Origin of the sequence: Polaribacter sp. KT 15 (assembly GCF_900143115.1) — a bacterium.
Taxonomy (GTDB): domain Bacteria; phylum Bacteroidota; class Bacteroidia; order Flavobacteriales; family Flavobacteriaceae; genus Polaribacter; species Polaribacter marinaquae.
Genome location: NZ_LT670850.1, coordinates 1,750,617 through 1,776,310, shown reverse-complemented (window position 1 = coordinate 1,776,310; position 25,694 = coordinate 1,750,617). Strand labels below are relative to the sequence as shown.

Genomic DNA, 25,694 nt, shown 5'->3' with positions numbered 1-25,694 from the left:
CCTTTATTTTTTATCTGTTATCTATTTAAATATACCCAACCTGTAATTGGTTTTCTAACGCCGTCATTAAAGTAAATAATGTAGAAATAAGTTCCTGTTGGTACTGGTTTACTATCGTTTAGAGTTAATCTACCCGTAGAGTAACCGTCCCACCAATCTGGACTCGTTTTACCATTATTACTATACTCGTACACTTTATTACCCCATCTATTAGATATTTCTAATTTAAAATTAGGATAATTAGCTAGTGCAGGTATTACAAACGTATCGTTGTTACCGTCTCCGTTTGGAGAGAATGCATTCGGAACCAAGTCACAATTTGTAACATCCATATGATCTTGAATCTGATCATTGTCACAATCGAACATGTATTCATCGATAGTTAATATTCCATCATTATCATCATCAATATCTTGGAAATCTTTTTTATCATCTGAATCCGTATTTCTAACAACATAACTTAAAATACCGCTATCATCAAACGTTTCTAAATCGTTAAATAATCCGTTCAATCCAGAACCTGTGTCAGAACCATCTATAACTCCGTCATTATTAGCATCTGTTGCACCAGAACCAGATTCTTCTAAATCTGTTAAACTATCTCCGTCTGAATCTAAATCTAAATGATCTGGAATACCGTCATTATCTGTATCTAAACTATTATCACCTCCATTTTCGATAAAGTCTGGAATACCATCATTATCATCATCTAAATCTACACTATCTGGTACGCCGTCTCCGTCGGTGTCATCTGCATCTAAATAATCTGGAATTCCGTCTAAATCATCATCATCATTGTTTAAGTTAGAGTCTCCGTTATTATCTTCATCCGAAGTATCAATTCCATCGCCATCATCATCGGTATCTAGATAATTTGGTATACCATCTTTATCGGTATCATCATCTGTTGGGTCTCCATTGATTAAAGCTACATCTTCATCCGAAGTATCAATACCATCTCCATCGTCATCTGTATCTAAGTAATTTGGTATACCGTCTTTATCAGTATCATCATCTGTTGGATCTCCGCTAACAGAAACAACATCTTCATCTATTGTATCAACTCCATCACCATCATCATCTGTATCTTGAAAGTCTGGTTTACCATCCTTATCTGTATCAATAGGTGTATAATCTATAGTTCCGCTTTCTGGCGTTACCTCAACTCCGTCGAATAATCCATTAGAACCAGAACCAGTATCTGCACCGTCTATTACACCATCATTATCAGCATCTAAAGCTCCATTACCAGCTTCTACGACATCGTTTACACCATCACCGTCTGAATCTAGATCTAAATGATCTGGAATGCCATCATTATCTGTATCTCTTAATGGATCACCATTTTGCTCAACTGAATCTGGTATCCCATCATTATCATCGTCTAAATCAATATTATTAGGAATTCCATCTCCATCTGTATCACCTTCTACCGTAATTGTTACCGTTTCAGTTTTACATACTGATGGACTTACAGCTGTATTACAAACTGTATAATCTACTGTTACTGTTGTTCCTTCTTCTCCTACGGCTGGTATATAGGTCATCTCTCCGGTTAATGGATCAAAACTTACAACACCTGTAGCCGTTCCTGTTCCAGCATCTGTTAATGTCGTATTAGTTCCTGGTAAGTAGTCATCATTTGCTAATACATTTACAACACCTGTTGTATTAATAGTTACTACTAACACATCTGAACTTACGGTTGGAACCAATGGATTTGGATCTGATGAATCTGGATTACCATCATTATCATCATCTAAATCTGTAACATCTGGATCGCCATCATTATCATTATCCGATTGAACTGTAATTGTTACCGTTTCTGTTCTACAAACTGATGGATTAACTGCTGTATTACAAACTGTATAATCTACTGTTACCGTTGTTCCTTCTTCTCCTACCGCTGGTATATAAGTCATCTCTCCGGTTAACGGATCAAAACTTACAACGCCTGTAGCAGTTCCTGTTCCGGCATCTGTTAATGTTGTATTAGTTCCTGGTAAATAATCATCGTTTGCCAATACATTTACAACGCCTGATAAACCTTCTACAACCGTTAACACATCTGAACTTACGGTTGGAACTAATGGATTTGGATCTGATGAATCTGGATTACCATCATTATCATCATCTAAATCTGTAACATCTGGATCACCATCATTATCATTATCTGATTGAACTGTAATTGTTACCGTTTCAGTTTTACATACTGATGGACTTACAGCTGTATTACAAACTGTATAATCTACTGTTACTGTTGTTCCTTCTTCTCCTACCGCTGGTGTATAAGTCATCTCTCCGGTTAACGGATCAAAACTTACAACGCCTGTAGCAGTTCCTGTTCCAGCATCTGTTAATGTTGTATTAGTTCCTGGTAAATAATCATCATTTGCCAATACATTTACAACGCCTGATAAACCTTCTACAACCGTTAACACATCTGAACTTACGGTTGGAACTAATATATTTGGATCTGATGAATCTGGATTACCATCATTATCATCATCTAAATCTGTAACATCTGGATCACCATCATTATCATTATCCGATTGAACTGTAATTGTTACCGTTTCTGTTCTACATACTGATGGACTTACAGCTGTATTACAAACTGTATAATCTACTGTTACTGTTGTTCCTTCTTCTCCTACCCCTGGTGTATAAGTCATCTCTCCGGTTAATGGATCAAAACTTACAACGCCTGCAGCAGTTCCTGTTCCAGCATCTGTTAATGTCGTGTTAGTTCCTGGTAAATAATCATCGTTTGCTAATACATTTACAACGCCTGATAAACCTTCTACAACCGTTAACACATCTGAACTTACGGCTGGAACTAATGGATTTGGATCTGATGAATCTGGATTACCATCATTATCATCATCTAAATCTGTAACATCTGGATCACCATCATTATCATTATCTGGTTGAACTGTAATTGTAACTGCTGTCGTTTTACATACTGATGGATTTACAGCTGTATTACAAACTGTATAATCTACTGTTACTGTTGTTCCTTCTTCTCCTTCAGCTGGTGTATAAGTCATCTCTCCGGTTAATGGATCAAAACTTACAACACCTGCAGCAGTTCCTGTTCCTGCATCTGTTATGGTCGTGTTAGTTCCTGGTAAATAATCATCATTTACTAATACATTTACAACACCTGATAAACCTTCTACAACCGTTAACACATCTGAACTTACGGTTGGAACCAATGGATTTGGATCTGATGAATCTGGATTACCATCATTATCATCATCTAAATCTGTAACATCTGGATCGCCATCATTATCATTATCTGGTTGAACTGTAATTGTAACTGCTGTCGTTTTACATACTGATGGATTTACAGCTGTATTACAAACTGTATAATCTACTGTTACTGTTGTTCCTTCTTCTCCTTCAGCTGGTGTATAAGTCATCTCTCCGGTTAATGGATCAAAACTTACAACACCTGCAGCAGTTCCTGTTCCTGCATCTGTTATGGTCGTGTTAGTTCCTGGTAAATAATCATCGTTTGCTAATACATTTACAACACCTGATAAACCTTCTACAACCGTTAATGTTTCTGGACTTACACCTGGTACTAGTGGATTTGGATCTGATGAATCTGGATTACCATCGTTATCATCATCTAAATCTTCACTATCTGGTATTCCGTCATTATCTGTATCTAAAGAATCTAAATAATCTGGTGTTCCATCATTATTATCATCATCATCATTAAAATTACCATTGTTATTGTTGTCTTCATCCTTAGTTAAAACACCATCATTATCGTCATCTTCGTCTAAATAATTAGGTATCCCATCATTGTCAGAATCGTCATCCGTTGGATCTCCGTTAATACTAACAACATCTTCTTCTAAAGTATTAATACCATCATTATCATCATCTATATCTTGGAAATCTAAAACTCCATCTTTATCTGAATCTTGAGGGTTATTGATTGTTGTACCGCTTTCTGCGCCATCTTCTATTGCATCAAATAATCCGTTTGCACCAGAATTTGTTTCTGCACCATCAATTCTTCCATCGTTGTCTAAATCTACTTGTCCAAAGCCTGACTCTATTAAATCGCTAATACCGTCACCATCTGAATCTAAATCAAGAGAATCTGGAATACCGTCTTTATCTGTATCTCTTAATGGATCTCCGTTTTGTTCTACTGAATCTGGAATTCCGTCATTATCATCATCTAAATCTACGCTATCTGGCACACCATCGTTATCATTATCTTTAATTTCTCTGTAATCTACTTCTGGTGTAGATGTATTATCAAGGTCTGGTAAATCTATTGCACCGTTATCTTGATCATCATTTACATCAAATAATGCACCTGCTGTGTTATTGTCATCATAACTATCTAATAAACCATCTGCATCAGAATCATTATTAACAGTTGCCTTAACAAAACCGGCTTCTTCTGTATCATTTAAACCATCATTATCTGAATCTAAATCTAAATAATCTGGATTAAAATCACCTTCTGTATCTACAGGTATTAATCCGCTTATTACAGCATTGTTATCGTAAGCATCTATTAAACCATCCATATCTGCATCTGCTGTTGCAGAAATTGGCTTGATATAACCTGCTGTAGTTTGCGCTTCTACGTTATCAGGAATTCCGTCGTTATCTGAATCAATATCCTTATCATCTGATATTCCGTCTCCGTCGCTATCAATACCATCATTTACTGTAAATAATGGGAATGTTCCAGGACCTGAGTTTTCTGAAGTTCCGTTGGTTTGTGATGGAGAGCTTGATGCCGTATTTCCTTCAAACAATCCGTTTATTGCACAACCAGAGAATAACACAGAACCTAAGTTTGTATTTGATGATGCTGATAATAATTCTGCAGAGAATCTAATATCAAAAGCAGAAGTATTATAGTAACCAAAGTAAGTTGCTAACCTTGGTGATACATCTACACCTGCATAAGTATCATCTGGTCCCTCAAAAGTTACTAAACCAGTTGCTGAGTTATCTGTAACAGTTAATAATGTTGCATTATCTACCGCATATAAACCTGGTCTAGAAAGTATTACAGATTCTCTAGCGTTAGCTCCATCTATATCAAATATGGCACCACTAAATCTACTAATATTGTAAAGAGTGTTAGTATTATCGTTAACTAATGTAACTCTAAATGCCATTTCTGCTTTATTACCTGTTGGTGTTGGCACAGTGTATTCTGGTTGCCAAGCATCTGGATTACCTGTAGTAGAATTATCTATAGAAATTAATGAAGCTCCTCCTTTAATGTCTGTAATTTCTACAATTGCATCTAAAATTCCACCCGTTCCACCGAAACCTGTAACATCTACAACATTTTCAAAACGATATTTAGCTCCTATAGAACCCGAACCAGAAACACCTGTTCCTGCTACATAAGTTGGATTTTGGAAACTTACGTTTGGTAAAATACAACCAGGGTTGTTTGCTGATGATGAAGGAATATATCCTAACGATTCAACTACATCTACAATTCCATCGTTATCATCATCAATATCTATATCATCTGTAATACCATCACCGTCTGTATCAACTAACACTCCGAAAGTAATTTTATCTCTAAAATCTACTTCTGCTGTTCCTGGATCTTGATCGTTAGGGAATAATGTAACATCTTGATTGTTATTTGATGCTGCATCTGGATCTGTTAAGCCGCCTGTGTTTAAATCAAACGCATCATCTAAACCATCTCCATCTGAATCTACTCCTGAAAATACATTTCCATTGTCTGCAACATTATCTCCATCTGTATCATAAGCTTCAACCGTATCTAGAACACCGTCGCCATCTGAATCTACATCTGTATAATCTGGCGGATCTATACCATCTGTATTTAATGGGAATCTAATTGGGTTACCAGATCCTGGTGCAGTTTCATAAACATCTGCTAAACCATTGCCATCAGAATCTACTCCTGGTGCAATGTAACCCACTGTAGTTTGCCATTCGATGTTATCTACAATTCCGTCATTATCTGAATCTAAATCTAAATAATTTGGCAATGCATCTGAATCTGCATTTTCTGGATTATTTACTGGAGATCCTGTTATAGAACCACAAGGCGCACAGTCTAAATCGTAAGCATCATCGATACCATCTTTATCTGTATCTACACCTGAAGGAGCTACATACGTTAATGGATTTTGCGCTTCGATGTTATCTATAATTCCGTCTGCATCTGAGTCTAAATCTTTGTAATTTGGAACTCCGTCGCCGTCTGAATCTAATACTGGTAATGGATTATTAGCAATCGTATCATCTAAACCATCATTATTAGTATCTGTAAAGTTATCTACTTTACCGTCTCCATCTGCATCAACTCCGCCTGCTTCAACTAAGTCAGAAATACCGTCATTATCTGAATCATTATCAAACTGATCTATAATTCCGTCTTTATCTTTATCAAAATTATCGTCAATTCCGTCATTATTCTCATCTAAAGTAATATTATCTGGATCTTTATAATCTGGAATTCCATCATTATCGGTATCTGCTAATGGATCATTTCCTCCATTTTCAACAACATCTGAGATTCCGTCATTATCATCATCTAAATCAACACTATCAATAATTCCGTCTCCGTCTGTATCTGGAAGAACTGTAACAGTTACCTGTGCTTCATTAGATAAAAGACCATTATTATCCTCTACCGTATAAATTACATTAGCCTCACCTGTAAATTCTAATTCTGGTGTAAATACTATATTACCAAGATTATCAACAGTATAAGTTCCCTCACCTGCAATAATTAATGGTGTAGTAGAATTACCTGTGTTACTAGCATTGTTAGGATCTATTAATATTATTGTAGATGCATCTACAGTACCATCAGTATCTGTATCATTTGCAGTTACAGTTGGTATTGTTACTGGTGTGTTTTGAATTGTTGTTTCAGTATCATTACCTGCAACTGGTGCATCGTTTTCTCCTGTAACAGTAATATCTAATGTTGCATCACTATTTTCATTTCCGTCTGAAACTGTATAAGTAATCTGAGGAACATTACCTGTAAAGTCTAATGCAGGTGTAAAAGTATAACTACCATCAGAATTTATAATTAAATCTCCTTCTGTTAAAGAAATTGTATTTCCTGCTGGTGTATCTACGCCTCCTACAGTAAATTCTAATATTGTTAACGGAGTTCCTTCAACGTCATTATCGTTAATTAATAATCCATTTGAAGCGTTTACAGCTAATACAGTATCTTCTGCAGTTGTATTAACATCTGCAACGGCATTTGGTGCATCATTTACAGCTGTAATTGTTATTCCTATTATTGCTTCGTTAGAAACTAAACCTTCATTATCTTCTACTGTGTACTTAATATCTGCAACACCATTAAAGTTTGGCAACGGTGTAAAAACTACATTACCTAAAGTATCTACAGAATAACTACCAACACCAGATATAACTAATGGGTTAGAAGAGTTACCTGTATTTGCTGCGTTGTTAGGATCTATCAATATAATAGTAGTTGCATCGATAGCTGCACTATCATCGGTATCGTTATTTGTTATTAATGATACATTTACTGGTGCATCTTCATTACTAGTATTTCCTAAATCATCTACAGCAACTGGTGCATCATTAACACCTGTTACAGATATGTCTAGAGTACTTGTTGTTGATAATGAACCGTCTGTAACTGTATAAGTAACTTGAGGCACAGCACCTAAGAAATCTGTTGCTGGGTTATAAATATAACTACCATCTCCGTTTACAGTTATTGCACCTTCTACTAAGTTTACTGTTGTACCTGCAGTATAATCTGTTCCGTTTATAGTAAACTGTGTTAATGTTAAAGGCGTACCGTCTGTATCTGAATCGTTAATTAACAATCCTGCAGAAGCGCCAACACTTAATTGTACATCTTCTGGTGTTGTATTAGTATCTGCAATAGCAACTGGCACATCATTAACAGGAGTAATATTTAATGTTAATGTACTACTAGAATTGTCTGTTGGTGTTCCGTCTGAAATTGTGTAATTAATTACCGGAACCGAACCATTATAATTTGCTGTTGGTACAAAAGTATAACTACCATCTGCATTAATTGTTATTTGACCTTCTGTAATTGTTGCTGTTTCTCCTGCAGTATAGTTTGTACCATCAACCTGGAAAGTAACTACAGTTAGTGTTTCTCCTGGATTAGAATCGGTATCATTATTTAATAAACCATTTACTGCATCTACAGTTAAAGTTACATCTTCTGGTGTAGATTCTGCATCTGGATTTGCAACTGGTGGCAAGAATGATTTTGGCACTGTAATATTTACAGTTGCAGTGTCACACAAGCCATTAGTATCACAAACTTGATATTCGAAAGAATCTGACCCTTTGTTAAAACCAGGGTTTGGAGTATAAGTTATTGTATTATCTCCGTTAATTACCACAGTACCATTTGCTGGCTGAGTAACAATTGATGAAACATTTAACACGTCTCCATCTACATCTGTATCATTTGGTAAAACAGCTATTACTACTGCTACTCCAGGATCTGTTGATGTCACGTCATTTGTTGCTACAGGCGCATCATTTATAGGAGAAACTGAAATATCTAATGTTGAGTTTGCTGTATTTGCACCATCTGTAATTGTATAGGCAATTTGTGGTAAAGAACCATTAAAATTAGCAATTGGTGTAAATGTGTAACTACCATCAGAATTTATTAATAAACTTCCTTCTGCTAAAGAAACTGTGTTTCCGGCAATATAAGTTGTACCGTTTACTGTAAATGTTGTAACACTTAAAGAACTGTTTTCTGTATCAGAATCATTAGTTAATAATCCGTTTGCAGCAGTAACCGTTAACGGCGTGTCTTCATTTGTAGTATTTGTATCTAAAACTGCAATAGGTACATCGTTAATTGGATTTACAACTATATCTAGTGTACTCATCACAGAATTTAACCCATCATTTGCTGTATAAGTTACTTGTGGTACATCACCATTAAAATTAGAGGCAGGCGTAAATGTATAACTACCGTCTGATTCTATTTGTAAAACACCTTCTGTTAAGCTAATTGGAGCTCCTACAGTTTCTGAATTACCATTGATAGTTAACGCTGTAACAGTTAAAGTATCATTTTCTAAATCTGTATCATTAGCTAGAATACCGTTTGCTGCTGATACTATTAATGGAGTATCCTCATTCGTATCATTTGAATCTGCGATAGCAACTGGTGCATCGTTTACTGCAGTTACAGTAATATCTAAAGTTCCTGGTACTGTTGCTGAACCATCTGTAACATTATATGTTACTTGCGGCACTACTCCGTTAAAATTAGATGCTGGCGTAAATGTGTAACCTCCATCAGAAGTAATTTTTAAAACTCCTTCAGTAAAAGTTGCGGTTTCACCTGCACCATAAGTTGTACCGTCTACAACAAAAGTTGCTATACTTAATGGATCTCCGTCTAAATCTGAATCATTTGTTAACAATCCGTTTGCTGCAGTTACAATTAACTGCGTATCTTCTGTTGTCGAATTTACTTCGTCTACAACCACCGGATTATCATTTACTGATGTTACAGTAATTCCGATTGTTGCAACATTTGATGTTAATGGCGTTCCGTCGTTATCCTGAATTGTATAATTAATATTTGCTGGTCCGTTAAAATTATCTGCCGGATCAAATGTTACATTTCCTAAATTATCAACAGAATAAGTTCCAACTCCTGCAATTAATAATGGTATTGCAGTGTTTCCTGTATTTGTTGGATCGTTTGGATCTATTAAAGTAACTGTTGATGGATTTACAGCAACATCATCTGTATCATTATTACCAATTGTAGCAACGGTAACATCGGTATCTTCTAATGTTGTTGTTCCTAAATCATTTAATGCTATCGGTGCATCATTAACAGGTGTAACTGTTATATCTAAAGTTCCAGGAACTGTTGCAGAACCATCTGTAACATTATAGGTTACTTGCGGTACTACTCCGTTAAAGTTAGTTGCTGGTGTAAAAATATAACTACCATCTGATGAAATTTCTATAGAACCTTCTGGTAAACTTACCGTTTCACCTGCTGTGTAAACGTTTCCTCTAACTTCAAAAGTTGCTATACTTAATGGATCTCCGTCTAAATCTGAATCATTTGTTAACAATCCGTTTGCTGCAGTTACAATTAACTGCGTATCTTCTGTTGTCGAATTTACTTCGTCTACAACCACCGGATTATCATTTACTGATGTTACAGTAATTCCGATTGTTGCAACATTTGATGTTAATGGCGTTCCGTCGTTATCCTGAATTGTATAATTAATATTTGCTGGTCCGTTAAAATTATCTGCCGGACCAAATGTTACATTTCCTAAATTATCAACAGAATAAGTTCCAACTCCTGCAATTAATAATGGTATTGCAGTGTTTCCTGTATTTGTTGGATCGTTTGGATCTATTAAAGTAACTGTTGATGGATCTACAGCATCATCATCTGTATCATTATTACCAATTGTAGCAACGGTAACATCGGTATCTTCTAATGTTGTTGTTCCTAAATCATTTACTGCTATTGGTGCATCATTAACAGGTGTAACTGTTATATCTAAAGTTCCAGGAACTGTTGCAGAACCATCTGTAACATTATATGTTACTTGCGGCACTACTCCGTTAAAGTTAGTTGCTGGTGTAAAAATATAACTACCATCTGATGAAATTTCTATAGAACCTTCTGTTAAACTTACAGTTTCACCTGCTGTGTAAACGTTTCCTCTAACTTCAAAAGTTGCTATACTTAATGGATCTCCGTCTAAATCTGAATCATTTGTTAACAATCCGTTTGCTGCAGTTACAATTAACTGCGTATCTTCTGTTGTCGAATTTACTTCGTCTACAACCACCGGATTATCATTTACTGATGTTACAGTAATTCCGATTGTTGCAACATTTGATGTTAATGGCGTTCCGTCGTTATCCTGAATTGTATAATTAATATTTGCTGGTCCGTTAAAATTATCTGCCGGATCAAATGTTACATTTCCTAAATTATCAACAGAATAAGTTCCAACTCCTGCAATTAATAATGGTATTGCAGTGTTTCCTGTATTTGTTGGATCGTTTGGATCTATTAAAGTAACTGTTGATGGATCTACAGCAACATCATCGGTATCATTATTACCAATTGTAGCAACGGTAACATCGGTATCTTCTAATGTTGTTGTTCCTAAATCATTTACTGCTATCGGTGCATCATTAACAGGTGTAACTGTTATATCTAAAGTACTTGTTACTGTATCTATTGTACCATCTGTAATTGTATAAGTTACTTGTGGTAAATTTGCAGTAGAATCTGATGCTGGTACAAACACATAACTACCATCTGCATTAATAGTTATAGAACCTTCTGTAACATTTGCAGTAGTTCCTGCTGTAAAAGTAGTTCCTCCAATTTCAAATTCTTTTACAGAAAGTACATCTCCATCGATATCTGTATCATTATCTAATATTCCGTTTGCAGCATTTACTGTTAACGTAGTATCTTCTAAAGTAGTTTCATTATCTTGATTTGCTATCGGAGCATCATTAATAGGATTAACAGTTATATCTAAAGTACTAGTTGCGTTTGGCGTTCCTGTACCATCTGTAATTGTATAAGTTACTTGTGGTACTGCGCCATTAAAATTAGTTGCTGGTTCAAAAGTATAACCACCACCTGCATTAATTGTTAAATTACCTTGTGGTAAATTAGCTGTACTTCCTGCTGCATAATTTACACCTCCTGCAGTAAACTGTGTTACTGTAATAGCATCTAAATTTGCATCCGTATCATTCTTAATTAAGCTTTTTGCATCAGCATCTGCTACTACTAAGTTAACTTCTTCATCTGTTTGATTAGTATCTGGATTTGCAACCGGAGAGAATGCAGATTGTGGTACTGCAATTGTTACAACAGCAGTATCTGTTCCTCCATTTCCATCAGAAATTTCATAAGTAAATGTGTCTGTTCCGTTGTTAAACCCTGGTTGAGGTGTATATGTAACTACATCGTCTGATGTATCTGCAGGAGTTCCGTTATCAAAAATTACAGCGGTACCTTTTGTTGGTGCAACAGTAATATTACTTATTGATAAAATATCTCCATCTAAATCAGAATCATTTGTTAATACCGGAATATTTACTGAAATATTTGGATCTGTAGATGATGTATCATCTAGCGCCACCGGATTATCATTTACAGGCGTTACAGTAATTTTTAATGTACTGTTTGCTGTATTTACACCATCTGTAGCTGTGTAAGTTACAGTAGGTACAGCTCCGTTAAAGTTTAATGCTGGCACATAATCGTAACTACCATCTGTATTTAAAGTAATTGTTCCTGATGGAATTGTAGCAGTTTGTCCTGCTGTGTATGATGTTCCAGATACTGTAAATTTACTTACAGTTAATGCATCTCCATCAATGTCAGAATCGTTGTTCAATACTCCATTAGCTGCGTTTACATTTAGCGTTACATCTTCTGATGTTGTATCTGTATCTGCAATTAATGTTGGTGTATCATTTGTTGGATTTACTGTAATAATTAATGTTGATGTAGCTGAATCTGTTCCGTCTGAAACTGTATAAGTTGCTGTTTGTACAACCCCGTTAAAGTTTGGTGTTGGCACAAATGTATAACTACCATCTGTATTAATTGTTAAATCTCCTTCTGTAACAGAAACTGAATTTCCTGCTAGAACAGTTGTTCCTCCGATTTCAAATTGCGTTACGCTAATTGAATTTGTATCAATATCAGAATCATTTGTAAGAACACCATTTGTTGATGCTACATTTAAGGTTACATCTTCATTTGTTTCATCTGTATCTGCAATTGCAGTTGGCGCATCATTTACAGGATTAATAGACAATGTTAAAGTGCTATTTGCTGTATTGGCTCCATCTGAAATTGTGTAATTAATAAGAGGAACAGCTCCATTATAATTTAATGCTGGCGTAAAGTCATAACTTCCGTCTCCATTAATTTTTAAAACTCCTTCTGTTATTGTTGCAGTTGCACCCGCTGTATAAACTGTACCGTTTACGGTAAATTGAGTAACAGTTATTGCATCACCTTCTGGATCAGAATCGTTATTCAATAATCCGTTTGCAGCATTTACATTAATTGCAACATCTTCATCTGTTGAATTGGTATCTGTATTTGCAATTGGCGAATCATTAACAGCAGTTACGTTAATATCTAATGTTGTAGATGCTGTTAAAACACCATCTGTAATTGTGTAGGTTACTTGAGGCACAGCTCCGTTAAAGTTACTAGCTGGCACATAAGTATAACTACCATCAGAATTTAATTTGATTGTTCCTGCTGATGTAGTTGCAGTTTCTCCTGCTAAATAAGATGTAGTTTCTACTACAAAACCAGTTACATTAATTACATCTCCATCTAAATCAGAATCATTTTTAAGTACTCCGTCTGCTGGTACAACATTTAAAGCGACATCTTCTGTAGTTGAATTTGTATCTAAAATTGCTGTTGGTGCATCATTTGTTGCATTTATCGTTAACGTTAATGTACTATTAGCTGTGTTTGTACCATCTGTAATAGTATAATTAACAACAGGAACAGCGCCATTATAATTTAATGCTGGTGTAAAACTATAACTACCATCTGCATTTATTTGAATATCTCCTTCTGTTATACTTGCTAAAGTTCCAGCAGTATATTCTGTTCCTCCAATTGTAAATTTAGTTACAGTTATTGGGTCATTTTCTGGGTCTGAATCATTATTTAATAATCCGTTTGCTGCGGTAACATTTAATGTAACATCTTCGTTGGTTGCATTTGTGTCTACGTTTGCAAATGGCGAATCGTTTATTGGAGTAACATTAATATCTAAAGTTGATGTTGAAGTATCATTACCATCTGTAGCCGTATAAGTTACAGTTGGCACCGCGCCATTAAAGTTAGTTGCTGGTGTATAAACATAACTACCGTCTGCATTTAACCTTAAAGTTCCTTCTGATAAGTTAGCTGTATTTCCTGGTGTATAATTTGTACCACTAACTGTAAATTGAGTTACCGTTAAGCTATTATTTTCTTTATCTGTATCGTTACTTAAAACTCCGTTTATTGCAGATACATTTAATTGAATATCTTCTTGTGTACTATTTGTATCTACTACTAAATCTGGTGCATCATTGATTGGTGTTACTTCTATTTTTAAAGTTGTATTAGAAGTATTTGTACCATCTGAAACAGTATAAGTAACTGTAGAAACTGGTCCGTTGAAATCTGTTGTAGGTGTATATTCATAACTACCATCAGAATTTAATTTGATTGAACCTTCTGCAAAATTTGCTGTTTCACCTGCATTGTAAGTTATACCAGCAACAGAAAATTGTGACACAGTTAATGGATCTACATCAATATCAGAATCATTATTTAAAACCCCATTTGCTGCATTTACGGTTAATACTGTATCTTCTGATGTAGTATCTGTATCTAACACTGCCGTTGGCGCATCATTTACAGGAGTTACACTAATATTTAATGTACTTGTTTCTGTTAATGAACCATCAGAAACCGTGTAAGTTATTTCTGGTACATTCCCGTTAAAATTTAATGCTGGTAAAAATGTATAACTACCGTTTGCATTTAATTTTAAAGTTCCTTCTGTTAAAACTATATCTTCTCCTACGTTTTTAGGTGTGCCTCCAATAGAAATTGCTGTCACTGAAATTGCATCACCATCAACATCAGAATCATTATTTAAAACTCCGTTTGCTGCTGCTACAGATAATAATGTATCTTCTAAAGTACTGTTTACATCTGGATTTGCATCTGGCCTATCATTAATAGGATTTACTGTAATATCTAATGTAGATGTTGTAGTTGTTATACCGTCTGAAACAGTATAAGTAACTTTTGGGATACTTCCATTAAAGTTTGTTGCAGGAGTTAAAGTATAACTACCATCAGAATTAACTACTAAATCTCCTTCTGTAATAGAAGCTGTATTACCTGCTAAGTATGTAGTTCCATCAATAGAAATCTGTGTTACCATTAAAGGATTTCCGTCAACATCAGAATCATTACTTAGAACACCATTTGTTGCATTTACATTTAATGTGTTTCCTTCATCAACAGAATTTACATCGGCTGTTGCAACAGGAACATCATTTGTTCCGTTAATAGTAATTCCAATTGTTGCTTGATTTGAAGAAACTAAACCTTCATTATCTCTAATTGTATATTTAATATTTGCATTTCCATTAAAATTGGCTACAGGAGAAAACAAAACATCTCCGTTATTATTAACCGTATAAGTACCCACGTTTACAATTATTAATGGATTCGTAGAGTCTCCAAAATTAGAAGCGTTGCTTGGATCTATAAGTCTTATTGTTGATGGATCTACAGAACCATCATCTGTATCATTAGCACCAATTGCTGTTACAGTAATTGGGTTATCTTCATTTCCTGAATTTCCTAAATTATCTACTGCTACTGGCGGATCATTTACCGGTGTTACAGAAATATTTAATGTTGCATCTACATCTACAGTACCGTCTGTTAATGTATAAGTAACTTCTGGGAAGCTTCCATTAAAATCTGTAGCTGGTGAAAAAGTATAACTACCATCACTTAAAAGTGTTAGTGTACCTTCTGTAACCGTTACAGTTGTTCCTGCAGTACTAACTGTACCGTTAATTTCAAATTCTTTTACAGAAATTGCATCTCCGTCTAAATCATCATCATTATCTAAAACTCCATTTGCAGCAGTTACATTTAAAACTGTATCTTCATTTGTTGTATTAGTATCGTTTTCTGCAACTGGTGTATCGTTTACTGGTGTTACTTCTATATCTAGTGTACCAGATGCATCTGTTGTTAAACCAGAATTATCTGTTACAACATATGTTACTTGAGGTATATCTCCATTATAATTTAATGCTGGTATAAATTCATAACTTCCGTCTGCATTAATTTTTAAAGAACCTACCGCTGGAATAACTGATGTTTCGCCTGCTAATTTAGAACCAGGAATACCATCTACAGAAAAACTTACAACAGATAAAGTATCTAAGTTACCGTCGGTATCATTCTTTAAAACTCCGTTTGCAGCTAAAACCGTTAATGTAACATCTTCTAAAGTAGAATTTGAATCTGGATTTGCAACAGGTGGAAATGGTGAAATAGGAACTGTTACATTTACAACTGCTGTATCTGTGCCCCCATTTCCGTCTGATATTTCATACGTAAAACTATCAGACCCGTTATTAAACCCAGCATTTGGTGTATATTTAACTGTACCGTTAGGATTTATACTTGCAGTACCGTTCGCTGGCTGAACTGTAATACTACTTACAGAAATCGTGTCTCCGTCTAAATCATCATCATTTGACAATACCGGAATATCTATTGCAACTCCTGGATCTGTACCTGCTGAATCATTATTAGCAACTGGCGCATCATTTATTGGTGTTACTGTTATATTTAATGTGCTATTTGCTGTGTTTGTTCCGTCACTTACAGTATATGTTACTTGTGGTACTGATCCATTGTAATCTTCCTCTGGTACAAATGTATAGCTACCATCTGAATTTACTGTTAACGTTCCTACATTTGGTATTGCTCTTACTCCTGGTGAACCTGCTGAAACAGGAACTGTTATTCCGCCAACTACATATTGAGTAACAGTTAACGTATCTGAATCAATATCTGTATCATTATCATCTATTAATCCGTCTGCTTTTGCTACTGTTAATGTTACATCTTCATTTACTGTGGCAACATCTGGATTTGCTACTGGCGCATCATTTACTGCTTTAATTGTAATAATCTCATTCGCAGTGGCTGTTTCTCCGTTACCATCATTTATTACATAAGCAAATGTTGAGGTTCCGTTGTAATTCGCATCTGCTTTAAAACTAATTGCTCCTGCTGCTGAAACTGTTACGATTCCATCTGGAACTGTAATGCTTTGTGCTGTTCCTGGTATTAATGCTGTTCCGTTGATACTTGTAATTGAGATTGTGTCTCCGTCTACATCATCATCTCCTGTTAACGGTAATAAGGTTACAGCTGTATCTTCATTTGTTGTATATGTATCATCAACAGCTACTGGCGCATCGTTTACTGGTGTTACTGTTATATTTAATGTGCTATTTGCTGTGTTTGCTCCATCACTTACTGTGTATGTTACTTGTGGTACTGATCCGTTGTAATCATCTAAAGGTACAAAACTATAACTACCATCTGAATTTACTGTCAACGTTCCTACATTTGGTATTGCTCTTACTCCTGGTGAGCCTGCTGCAACCGGAACTGTTATTCCGTCGACTACATATTGAGTAACAGTTAACGTATCTGCATCAATATCTGTATCATTATCATCTATTAATCCGTCTGCTTTTGCTACTGTTAATGTTACATCTTCATCTACTGTGGCAACATCTGGGTTTGCTAATGGCGCATCATTTACTGCTTTAATTGTAATAATCTCATTTGCAGTGGCTGTTTGTCCGTTACCATCACTTATTACATATGCAAATGTTGAGGTTCCGTTGTAATTCGCATCTGCTTTAAAACTAATTGCTCCTGCTGCTGAAACTGTTACGGTTCCATCTGGAACTGTAATGCTTTGTGCTGTTCCTGGTGTTAATGCTGTTCCGTTGATACTTGTAATTGAGATTGTGTCTCCGTCTACATCATCATCTCCTGTTAATGGTAATAAGGTTACAGCTGTATCTTCATTTGTTGTATATGTATCATCAACAGCTACTGGCGCATCATTTACTGGTGTTACTGTTATGTTTAATGTGCTGTTTGCTGTGTTTTCTCCATCACTTACTGTGTATGTTACTTGTGGTACCGATCCGTTATAATCAGCTAATGGTACAAAACTATAACTACCATCTGAATTTACTGTCAACGTTCCTACATTTGGTATTGCTCTTACTCCTGGTGAGCCTGCTGCAACCGGAACTGTTATTCCGCCAACTACATATTGAGTAACAGTTAACGTATCTGCATCAATATCTGTATCATTATCATCTATTAATCCGTTTGCTTTTGCTACTGTTAATGTTACATCTTCATTTACTATCGCAACATCTGGATTTGCTACTGGCGCATCATTTACTGCTTTAATTGTAATAATCTCATTCGCAGTGGCTGTTTGTCCGTTACCATCATTTATTACATATGCAAATGTTGAGGTTCCGTTGTAATTCGCATCTGCTTTAAAACTAATTGCTCCTGCTGCTGAAACTGTTACGGTTCCATCTGGAACTGTAATGCTTTGTGCTGTTCCTGGTGTTAATGCTGTTCCGTTGATACTTGTAATTGAAATCGTATCTCCGTCTACATCATCATCTCCTGTTAATGGTAATAAGGTTACAGCTGTATCTTCATTTGTTGTATATGTATCATCAACAGCTACTGGCGCATCATTTATTGGTGTTACTGTTATATTTAATGTGCTATTTGCTGTGTTTGTTCCGTCACTTACAGTATATGTTACTTGTGGTACTGATCCATTGTAATCTTCCTCTGGTACAAATGTATAGCTACCATCTGAGTTTACTGTTAACGTTCCTACATTTGGTATAGCTCTTACTCCTGGTGAACCTGCTGAAACAGGAACTGTTATTCCGCCAACTACATATTGAGTAACAGTTAACGTATCTGCATCAATATCTGTATCATTATCATCTATTAATCCGTCTGCTTTTGCTACTGTTAAAGTTACATCTTCATTTACTGTCGCAACATCTGGATTTGCTACTGGCGCATCATTTACTGCTTGAATTGTAATAATCTCATTTGCAGTGGCTGTTTCTCCGTTACCATCATTTATTACATAAGCAAATGTTGAGGTTCCGTTGTAATTCGCATCTCCTTTAAAACTAATTGCTCCTGCTGCTGAAACTGTTACGGTTCCATCTGGAACTGTAATGCTTTGTGCTGTTCCTGGTGTTAATGCTGTTCCGTTGATACTTGTAATTGAGATTGTGTCTCCGTCTACATCATCATCTCCTGTTAATGGTAATAAGGTTACAGCTGTATCTTCATTTGTTGTATATGTATCATCAACAGCTACTGGCGCATCATTTACTGGTGTTACTGTTATATTTAATGTGCTGTTTGCTGTGTTTTCTCCATCACTTACTGTGTATGTTACTTGTGGTACCAATCCGTTATAATCAGCTAAGGGTACAAAACTATAACTACCATCTGAATTTACTGTTAACGTTCCTACATTTGGTATTGCTCTTATTCCTGGTGAGCCTGATGCAACAGGAACTAGTGTTCCGTCGACTACATATTGAGTTATTGATAATGGATTGGCATCTACATCTGAGTCATTATTTAATAAACCATTTACAGTATTTACATTTATAGTAACCTCTTCTTCTTCTGTTGCAGAATCCGGATTTGCAACTGGTGCGTCATTTACCGGTGTTACCGAAATATCTAAAGTAGCTTGATTAGAAACTAAATCATCATCATCTTTAACTGTATATAAAATATCTGCAGATCCGTTGAAGTTTTCTAAAGGAACAAAAGTTACTGTTCCTAAAGCATTTACCGAATACGTACCAACATTTGCAATTACTAAAGGATCTCCATTAGAACCTGTATTCGCTGCATTATTTGGATCAATTAAAGTAACAGTTGAAGCGTCTATTGTACCGTCTACATCTGTGTCATTTGCCCCTATTGTTGTTAAAGTTTGTGTTGCTCCTTCTAAACCAGAAGAAGTATCATTATTAGCAATTGGCGCATCATTTACATCAGTAACTGTAATTCCTATTACAGCCTCATTAGAAACATTATTATTACTATCTTTTACAGTATAATTAATGTTTGCCGCACCATTGTAATTTAAAACTGGTGTGAATTTTACATTTCCTAAAGGATCAACCTCATAAGAACCAATATTAGCTATAACTAATGGTGTACCTGTTGAACCTGTATTTGAAGTATTATTTGGATCTATCAAAATTACTGTTGATGGATCTGGATTTGTATCTTCTACATCTGTATCATTCGCTACAATTGTTGCAACTGTTATAACTGTATCTTCATTTGTTGAATTGTTTAAATCATCTACAGCAACTGGTGGATTATTGTTTACCGTTAATGTTGCTGGTGGTGTTGATGGTGTTTCACAACTATAATCTGTTTTAGAAACAATTACCTGATATTGGTAATTATTTTCTGTTGTAGATAAGTTAGAAATAGTTAAAGAATTTGTAGTTACTCCTGCATATTTACCTCCGTTGGTAATATTTGTAAAAGTAGAACCACCATCTGTACTTTCTTGCCATTGAAAAACATTACCTGTTGATGTTACTTCAAAAGTTACACTACCTTGAATAAAACCAGATTGATCTTGAGGTTGCTGACTAATTACTACTGGTGTACCAGCTGTAATAACATTTGTATTACTACCTGAATATGAAGTAGTAGCACCTGTAACCGTACCATTTGTTGCATAACCTGTACCTGCTACTTCTCCTGATTTTGTAGTACTTTCTATATGACCTGCTTCTCTTACATCTGGACAAGAATCGTTGTCTGAATCTGTATCTTGATGATCAGGTGTACCATCTAAATCTGTATCGAAATTATCGTTAATTCCGTCTGAATTTGTATCAACAAAACCTAAATAATCTGGATCTTTATAATCTGGAGTTCCATCATTATCTGAATCTGCGTCTGGATCTACATTACCTAGCGTTTCAGCTGTATCTAAAATACCATCATTATCATCATCTAAATCTAAAGCATCAGCAACGCCATCATTATCATTGTCTAAAATGTCTCTGTAATCTACATCTCCACCTGTATTTAAATCGCCATCTTCATCTGCAAAATCTGTTTTTGGGTCATTATATATTCCGTTAGCGTCATCATATCCGTCTACACTTTCAGAAGTGTTTTCTAATCCATTTACACCTGTAGTTCCGTTAGTTTTTCCATCTCCATTAGTATCTAATGCAGCATTTCCTACCTCTACAATATCTTTTAAAGTATCATTGTCTGAGTCTAAGTCTAAATAATCTGGTGTTCCGTCATTATCTGTATCAACAGGAACAACAGCGGTTCCAACTCCGTTTGTAGAATCATAAGCATCATTTAAACCATCCTCATCTGTATCATTTGCTGCTGGTAGAATGTAACCTAAAGTACTTTGTGCCTCTACATTGTCTGGAATAGAATCATCATCTGAATCTAAATCTAGATAATTTGGTAAACTATCTCCGTCTGTATTTGGTATTGTTAATTTTTCACCTGGGTTTAAAGCAGTATCTGCGTTACCATTTCTATCATCATAAGGGTCAATTGCATCTATCAACCCATCAGAATCTACATCATTTAACGACCCTGCACCATATTTTCCATCTCCATCTGGATCTATTCCTCCAGCTTCAATTACATCTGTTATTCCGTCATTATCAGAATCTAAATCTACAAAGTTAGGATTGTCTGCTCCTGCAGTATTTGGTATTGTTAAACTTGAAGTCTCGCTAGTTCCTGTTGTTGCTGTATCTGGTGAAACTGCTAAGGGAATTCCTTTAGAATTTACTTCTGTATTATCTAAAACACCTGTTCCTGGTTGTCCATTTCCATCTGGGTCAACTGTTCCTCCTGCTTCAATATAATCTGTAATACCATCATTATCTGTGTCTAAATCAAAATAATTAGGTATTCCATCTCCATCTTTATCAGACGGATTTGTTCTTGGATTATTATCACCATCTTCATTAAAATCTTCATCAACATCTAAAATACCATCGTTATCATCATCTAAATCTACGATATCATTAATTCCGTCACCATCATTATCTTGAGTAGAAGACTCTCTCCAATCTCTGTCTCCTCCAATAGGATCTGTATCTGGCTGTGTTTTTGCACCACCATTTACGCCAGATTGATCTCCGTTTGTTGCATTATTTGCTGTTGATATTCCTGAAACATTATCAAAAGCGTCATCTAAACCATCTCCATCTGCATCATTAAACTTATCAGGATCAATAGACCCGTCTGCAATTGGGTTTCCTAAATTATCTGTATCTCCCGTTAAATCTCTATTTGCATCAATTGAATTGTCTATGTTGTTCTCAGAAATATCAAATATCCCATCATTTTCAGAATCTGAATCTGCGTAATCTGGTGCAGAACCACCATCTGTGTTTGTGTAACCAATTCCTACTCCTCCATTATCAACATCATAAGCATTATCTAAACCATCTCCATCTGTATCTACTCCTGAAGGAGCAATATAACCTGTAGTTGATTGTCCTTCAATATTATCAATAATTCCGTCATTATCAATATCTATATCTAAATAATTTTTTACACCATCGCCGTCTCTATCTTGATTAAATCCAAAACTTCCTAAAATATTACCACTAAAATCTGGGTCATTAGTATCTGCTAAACCATCTGCATCTGCATCTGCTGGTATTCCTGTACCAACAATACCATTATTATCGCCATCCGTTACTTCAAAATTACCTTCAAAAGTATCTGGTAATCCATCGCCATCTGAATCTAAATCTAAATAATTAGGAATTGTATCTGTATCTGAATTTAAAAATGTTGGAAAAGTTCCTTCATTATCTATAGTGTCATGCCAACCATTATTGTTTGCATCAACAAAACCATCTACAATACCATCATTAGTGGTATCGTTATAAGTTACATTATTAGAAAAAGCTTCTTCTGTATCTGAAATACCGTCGTTATCTGAATCTCTATCTAAAAAGTTAAATAAGTTTGCATTTATATCTGATGCAGCATCTGTATTTATTGGATTATTTGCTGCAACACCACTTTCTGCGGCAGTTTCTAAACCATCTGCAAAACCATTTGCACCAACACTAACTGCTGCTGCATCTGCAATACCGTCATTGTTTGTGTCTGCATAACCCGCTTCTAAAACATCTGGAATAGCATCGTTATCTGAATCTAAATCTAAGTGATTTGGAATTCCGTCACCATCAAAATCAAAACCTGTAGCAATACCGTTTCCGTCTAATGTTCCAGAATCTGCATCTAAGTAATTTGGAGTTCCATCATTATCTGCATCTGCAGTTGGATCTGTACCTAATCCTTCAACAGTATCTAAAATTCCATCATTATCTGAATCTAAATCTGCTATATCTGCTACACCATCATTATCTGAATCTACATTTATTGTAATTGTTAATGTTGATGAAGCTGTTCCTGGTGTTCCAGTGTTATTATCTGTAATATTATATGTTGTTACTGGTACTGGCCCAGAATAATTTGCTGTCGGAACAAACTCATAACTACCATCAGAGTTAATTTGCAAAGTACCAACTCCTGCAATAGTTGCAGTTTGTCCTGCGTTATAATTTGTTGCGTCTCCTGCAATAGTAAAAGTGGTTACATTTAAAGTGGTTCCTGCATCAACGTCAGAGTCATTATTTAAAACTCCGTTTGCAGCATTAACTGTTAATGTTGTGTTTTCTGTAGTTGAATTTACATCTGCATTTGCTTCAGGAGCGTCATTTACAGATGTTATTGAAATATCTAGTAAAGCTTCATTAGATGCAAAACCACTATCATCATTTATTGTATAGTTGATGTCTGCATCGCCATTAAAATTATCTTCGGGAGTAAAAGTTACATTACCTGCAGCATCTACAGTGTAAGTTCCTTTACCTGCAATTACTAAAGGATTTCCTGTTTCTCCTGTATTTCCTGCATCTGTAGGATCTATTAAAATTATTGTTGATGGCACAACATTGCCATCTTCATCTGTATCATTATTACCAATTGTTGCAATATTAACAGGATTATCTTCTAATGCAGTTCCTGCGTCTGAATTTGCAACTGGTAAATCGTTTACAGCTGTTATTGTGATATCTGCTGTACCTGTTACTGGTGCTGCTATTCCGTCTGAAACTGTGTACGTAAATTCCCCCGGATCTGCTACTCCGTCGTAAGCAGTTGGTGCATCATAGATTAAACCCTCTACTTCTGCAGCAGTTAAATTAGAATTGTTTGCAACAACATCTCCGTTTGCTTTTTTAACAATTCCTAAATTTGGCAAACCTGTAACTGTTATTGTAATTGCATTTGCATCTGGATCTGTAGGCGCCGTTAAACCTAATGATGTACCCGTACTTTCTTCTGCAACAGTAATTGCATTGCTACTTGCTACTGGCGGATCATTTGTAAAAACAGTTAATGTTCCTGCATCTGAAATTGTAGGACAAGCATAAGTAGATTTAGAAACAACAACTCTATATTTGTAATTATTCTGTGCGCTTGTTACACCTGTAATAGTTAATGTATTTGTAGCTGTACCAGAATAAACACCACCGTCTAAAACAGTATTGTAAACTGTACCACCATCTGTACTAATTTCCCATTGAAAAATTGTACCATCTGTAGTTACGGTAAAAGTAGTGTTTTCTCCTACTAAAATATTTCTATTTGGTGGCTGAGCAGTTATAGAAGCTGCTGTACCTGCAGTTGAAACATTAGTATTTGTACCTGTATATGCCGTTGTAAAACCTGTAACTCTACCGTTTGTTGCGTTATAACCTGAACCCTGAACTTCTCCGGGCATTGTAGAGCTTTCTGTATGACCAGCTTCTAATACATCGTTACAACCATCACCATCTGCATCTGTATCAAATTGATCTATAGTTCCGTCTAAATCTATATCATATCTATCGTCTATGTTATCAGAATTTGAATCTACAAAACCAGAAATTGCAGGATCTTGGTAATCTAAAACTCCGTTATCATTAGTATCAACAATCGGGTCTCCGCTTGACGCATTTTCTGCCGAATCTAAAATACCATCATTATCATCATCTAAATCACAACCATCTGCAACACCATCATTATCGTTATCTAAATTATCATCAAAACCATTACATTCATCCACAGAATCTAAAACTCCGTCACCATCTGTATCTCCATCTACAACTACAATAATTTGTGCAGTTTCGCAATTATTTGCATTTGAACTATCACAAATTTTATAAACTAATGTATAACTTCCTGTTGCAGAATTTGCTGGTACAGATACTAAACCATCTGCATTAATTGTAGCACCGGTTAAGCCGTCTAAATCTATTAATGAGACTGTAACATTGGTAGAAGTTGCTGTTACACCATCTATTGTATCATTTGTAAAAACATTACCAGCAGTTCCACCATTAATACCATTTACAGCTGTTGCTGAAAAATCATCATTTGTTGCAACAATATTTGATATTGCAAATACTGATGCAAATGAAATATCATCTTCATGAACATTTTCTGTATGAGTTGCAGTTTCTGCCGTAGTAATTTCTGTACTTGTAACACTAAATACATTATCTACTTTTGTAGCTGTAATATCTGCTGCAGTAATTGTGTAAGAACCTGTGTACACCCAGCTCTCATCTGCATCTAAAATACTATTGTTATTTAAGTCTCCGCTATTTAATGTCATAGCAGTTCCTTTAGAGCTTGAAATCGCTACATTATTTAAAGGAATTGCACCAGAATTATATACCGCAACGCTATAATTAATTATATCGCCGGCATTTTTACTTCCGTCTGGAGTAGTTGCATTTGGCACAATTGTAATCGTTTGAGCGAAACTTGCGCTAATTGAAATAAATAAGAATGCGACAAGCAGAAATAACTGCCTTGTCTTTTTACTAAATTTATTTTTCAAGTTGAAAAGTGTGTACAT

At 35.4% G+C, this 25,694-nt stretch carries 1 protein-coding gene; it reads right to left on the bottom strand.

Annotated features, from left to right (window positions below; all coding sequences use genetic code 11):
* Positions 1–17: 17 nt before the first annotated feature.
* Entirely contained in the window at positions 18–25,694 is a 25,677-nt protein-coding gene (locus tag B5464_RS14335; RefSeq protein ID WP_172830873.1) for an Ig-like domain-containing protein, read from the bottom strand.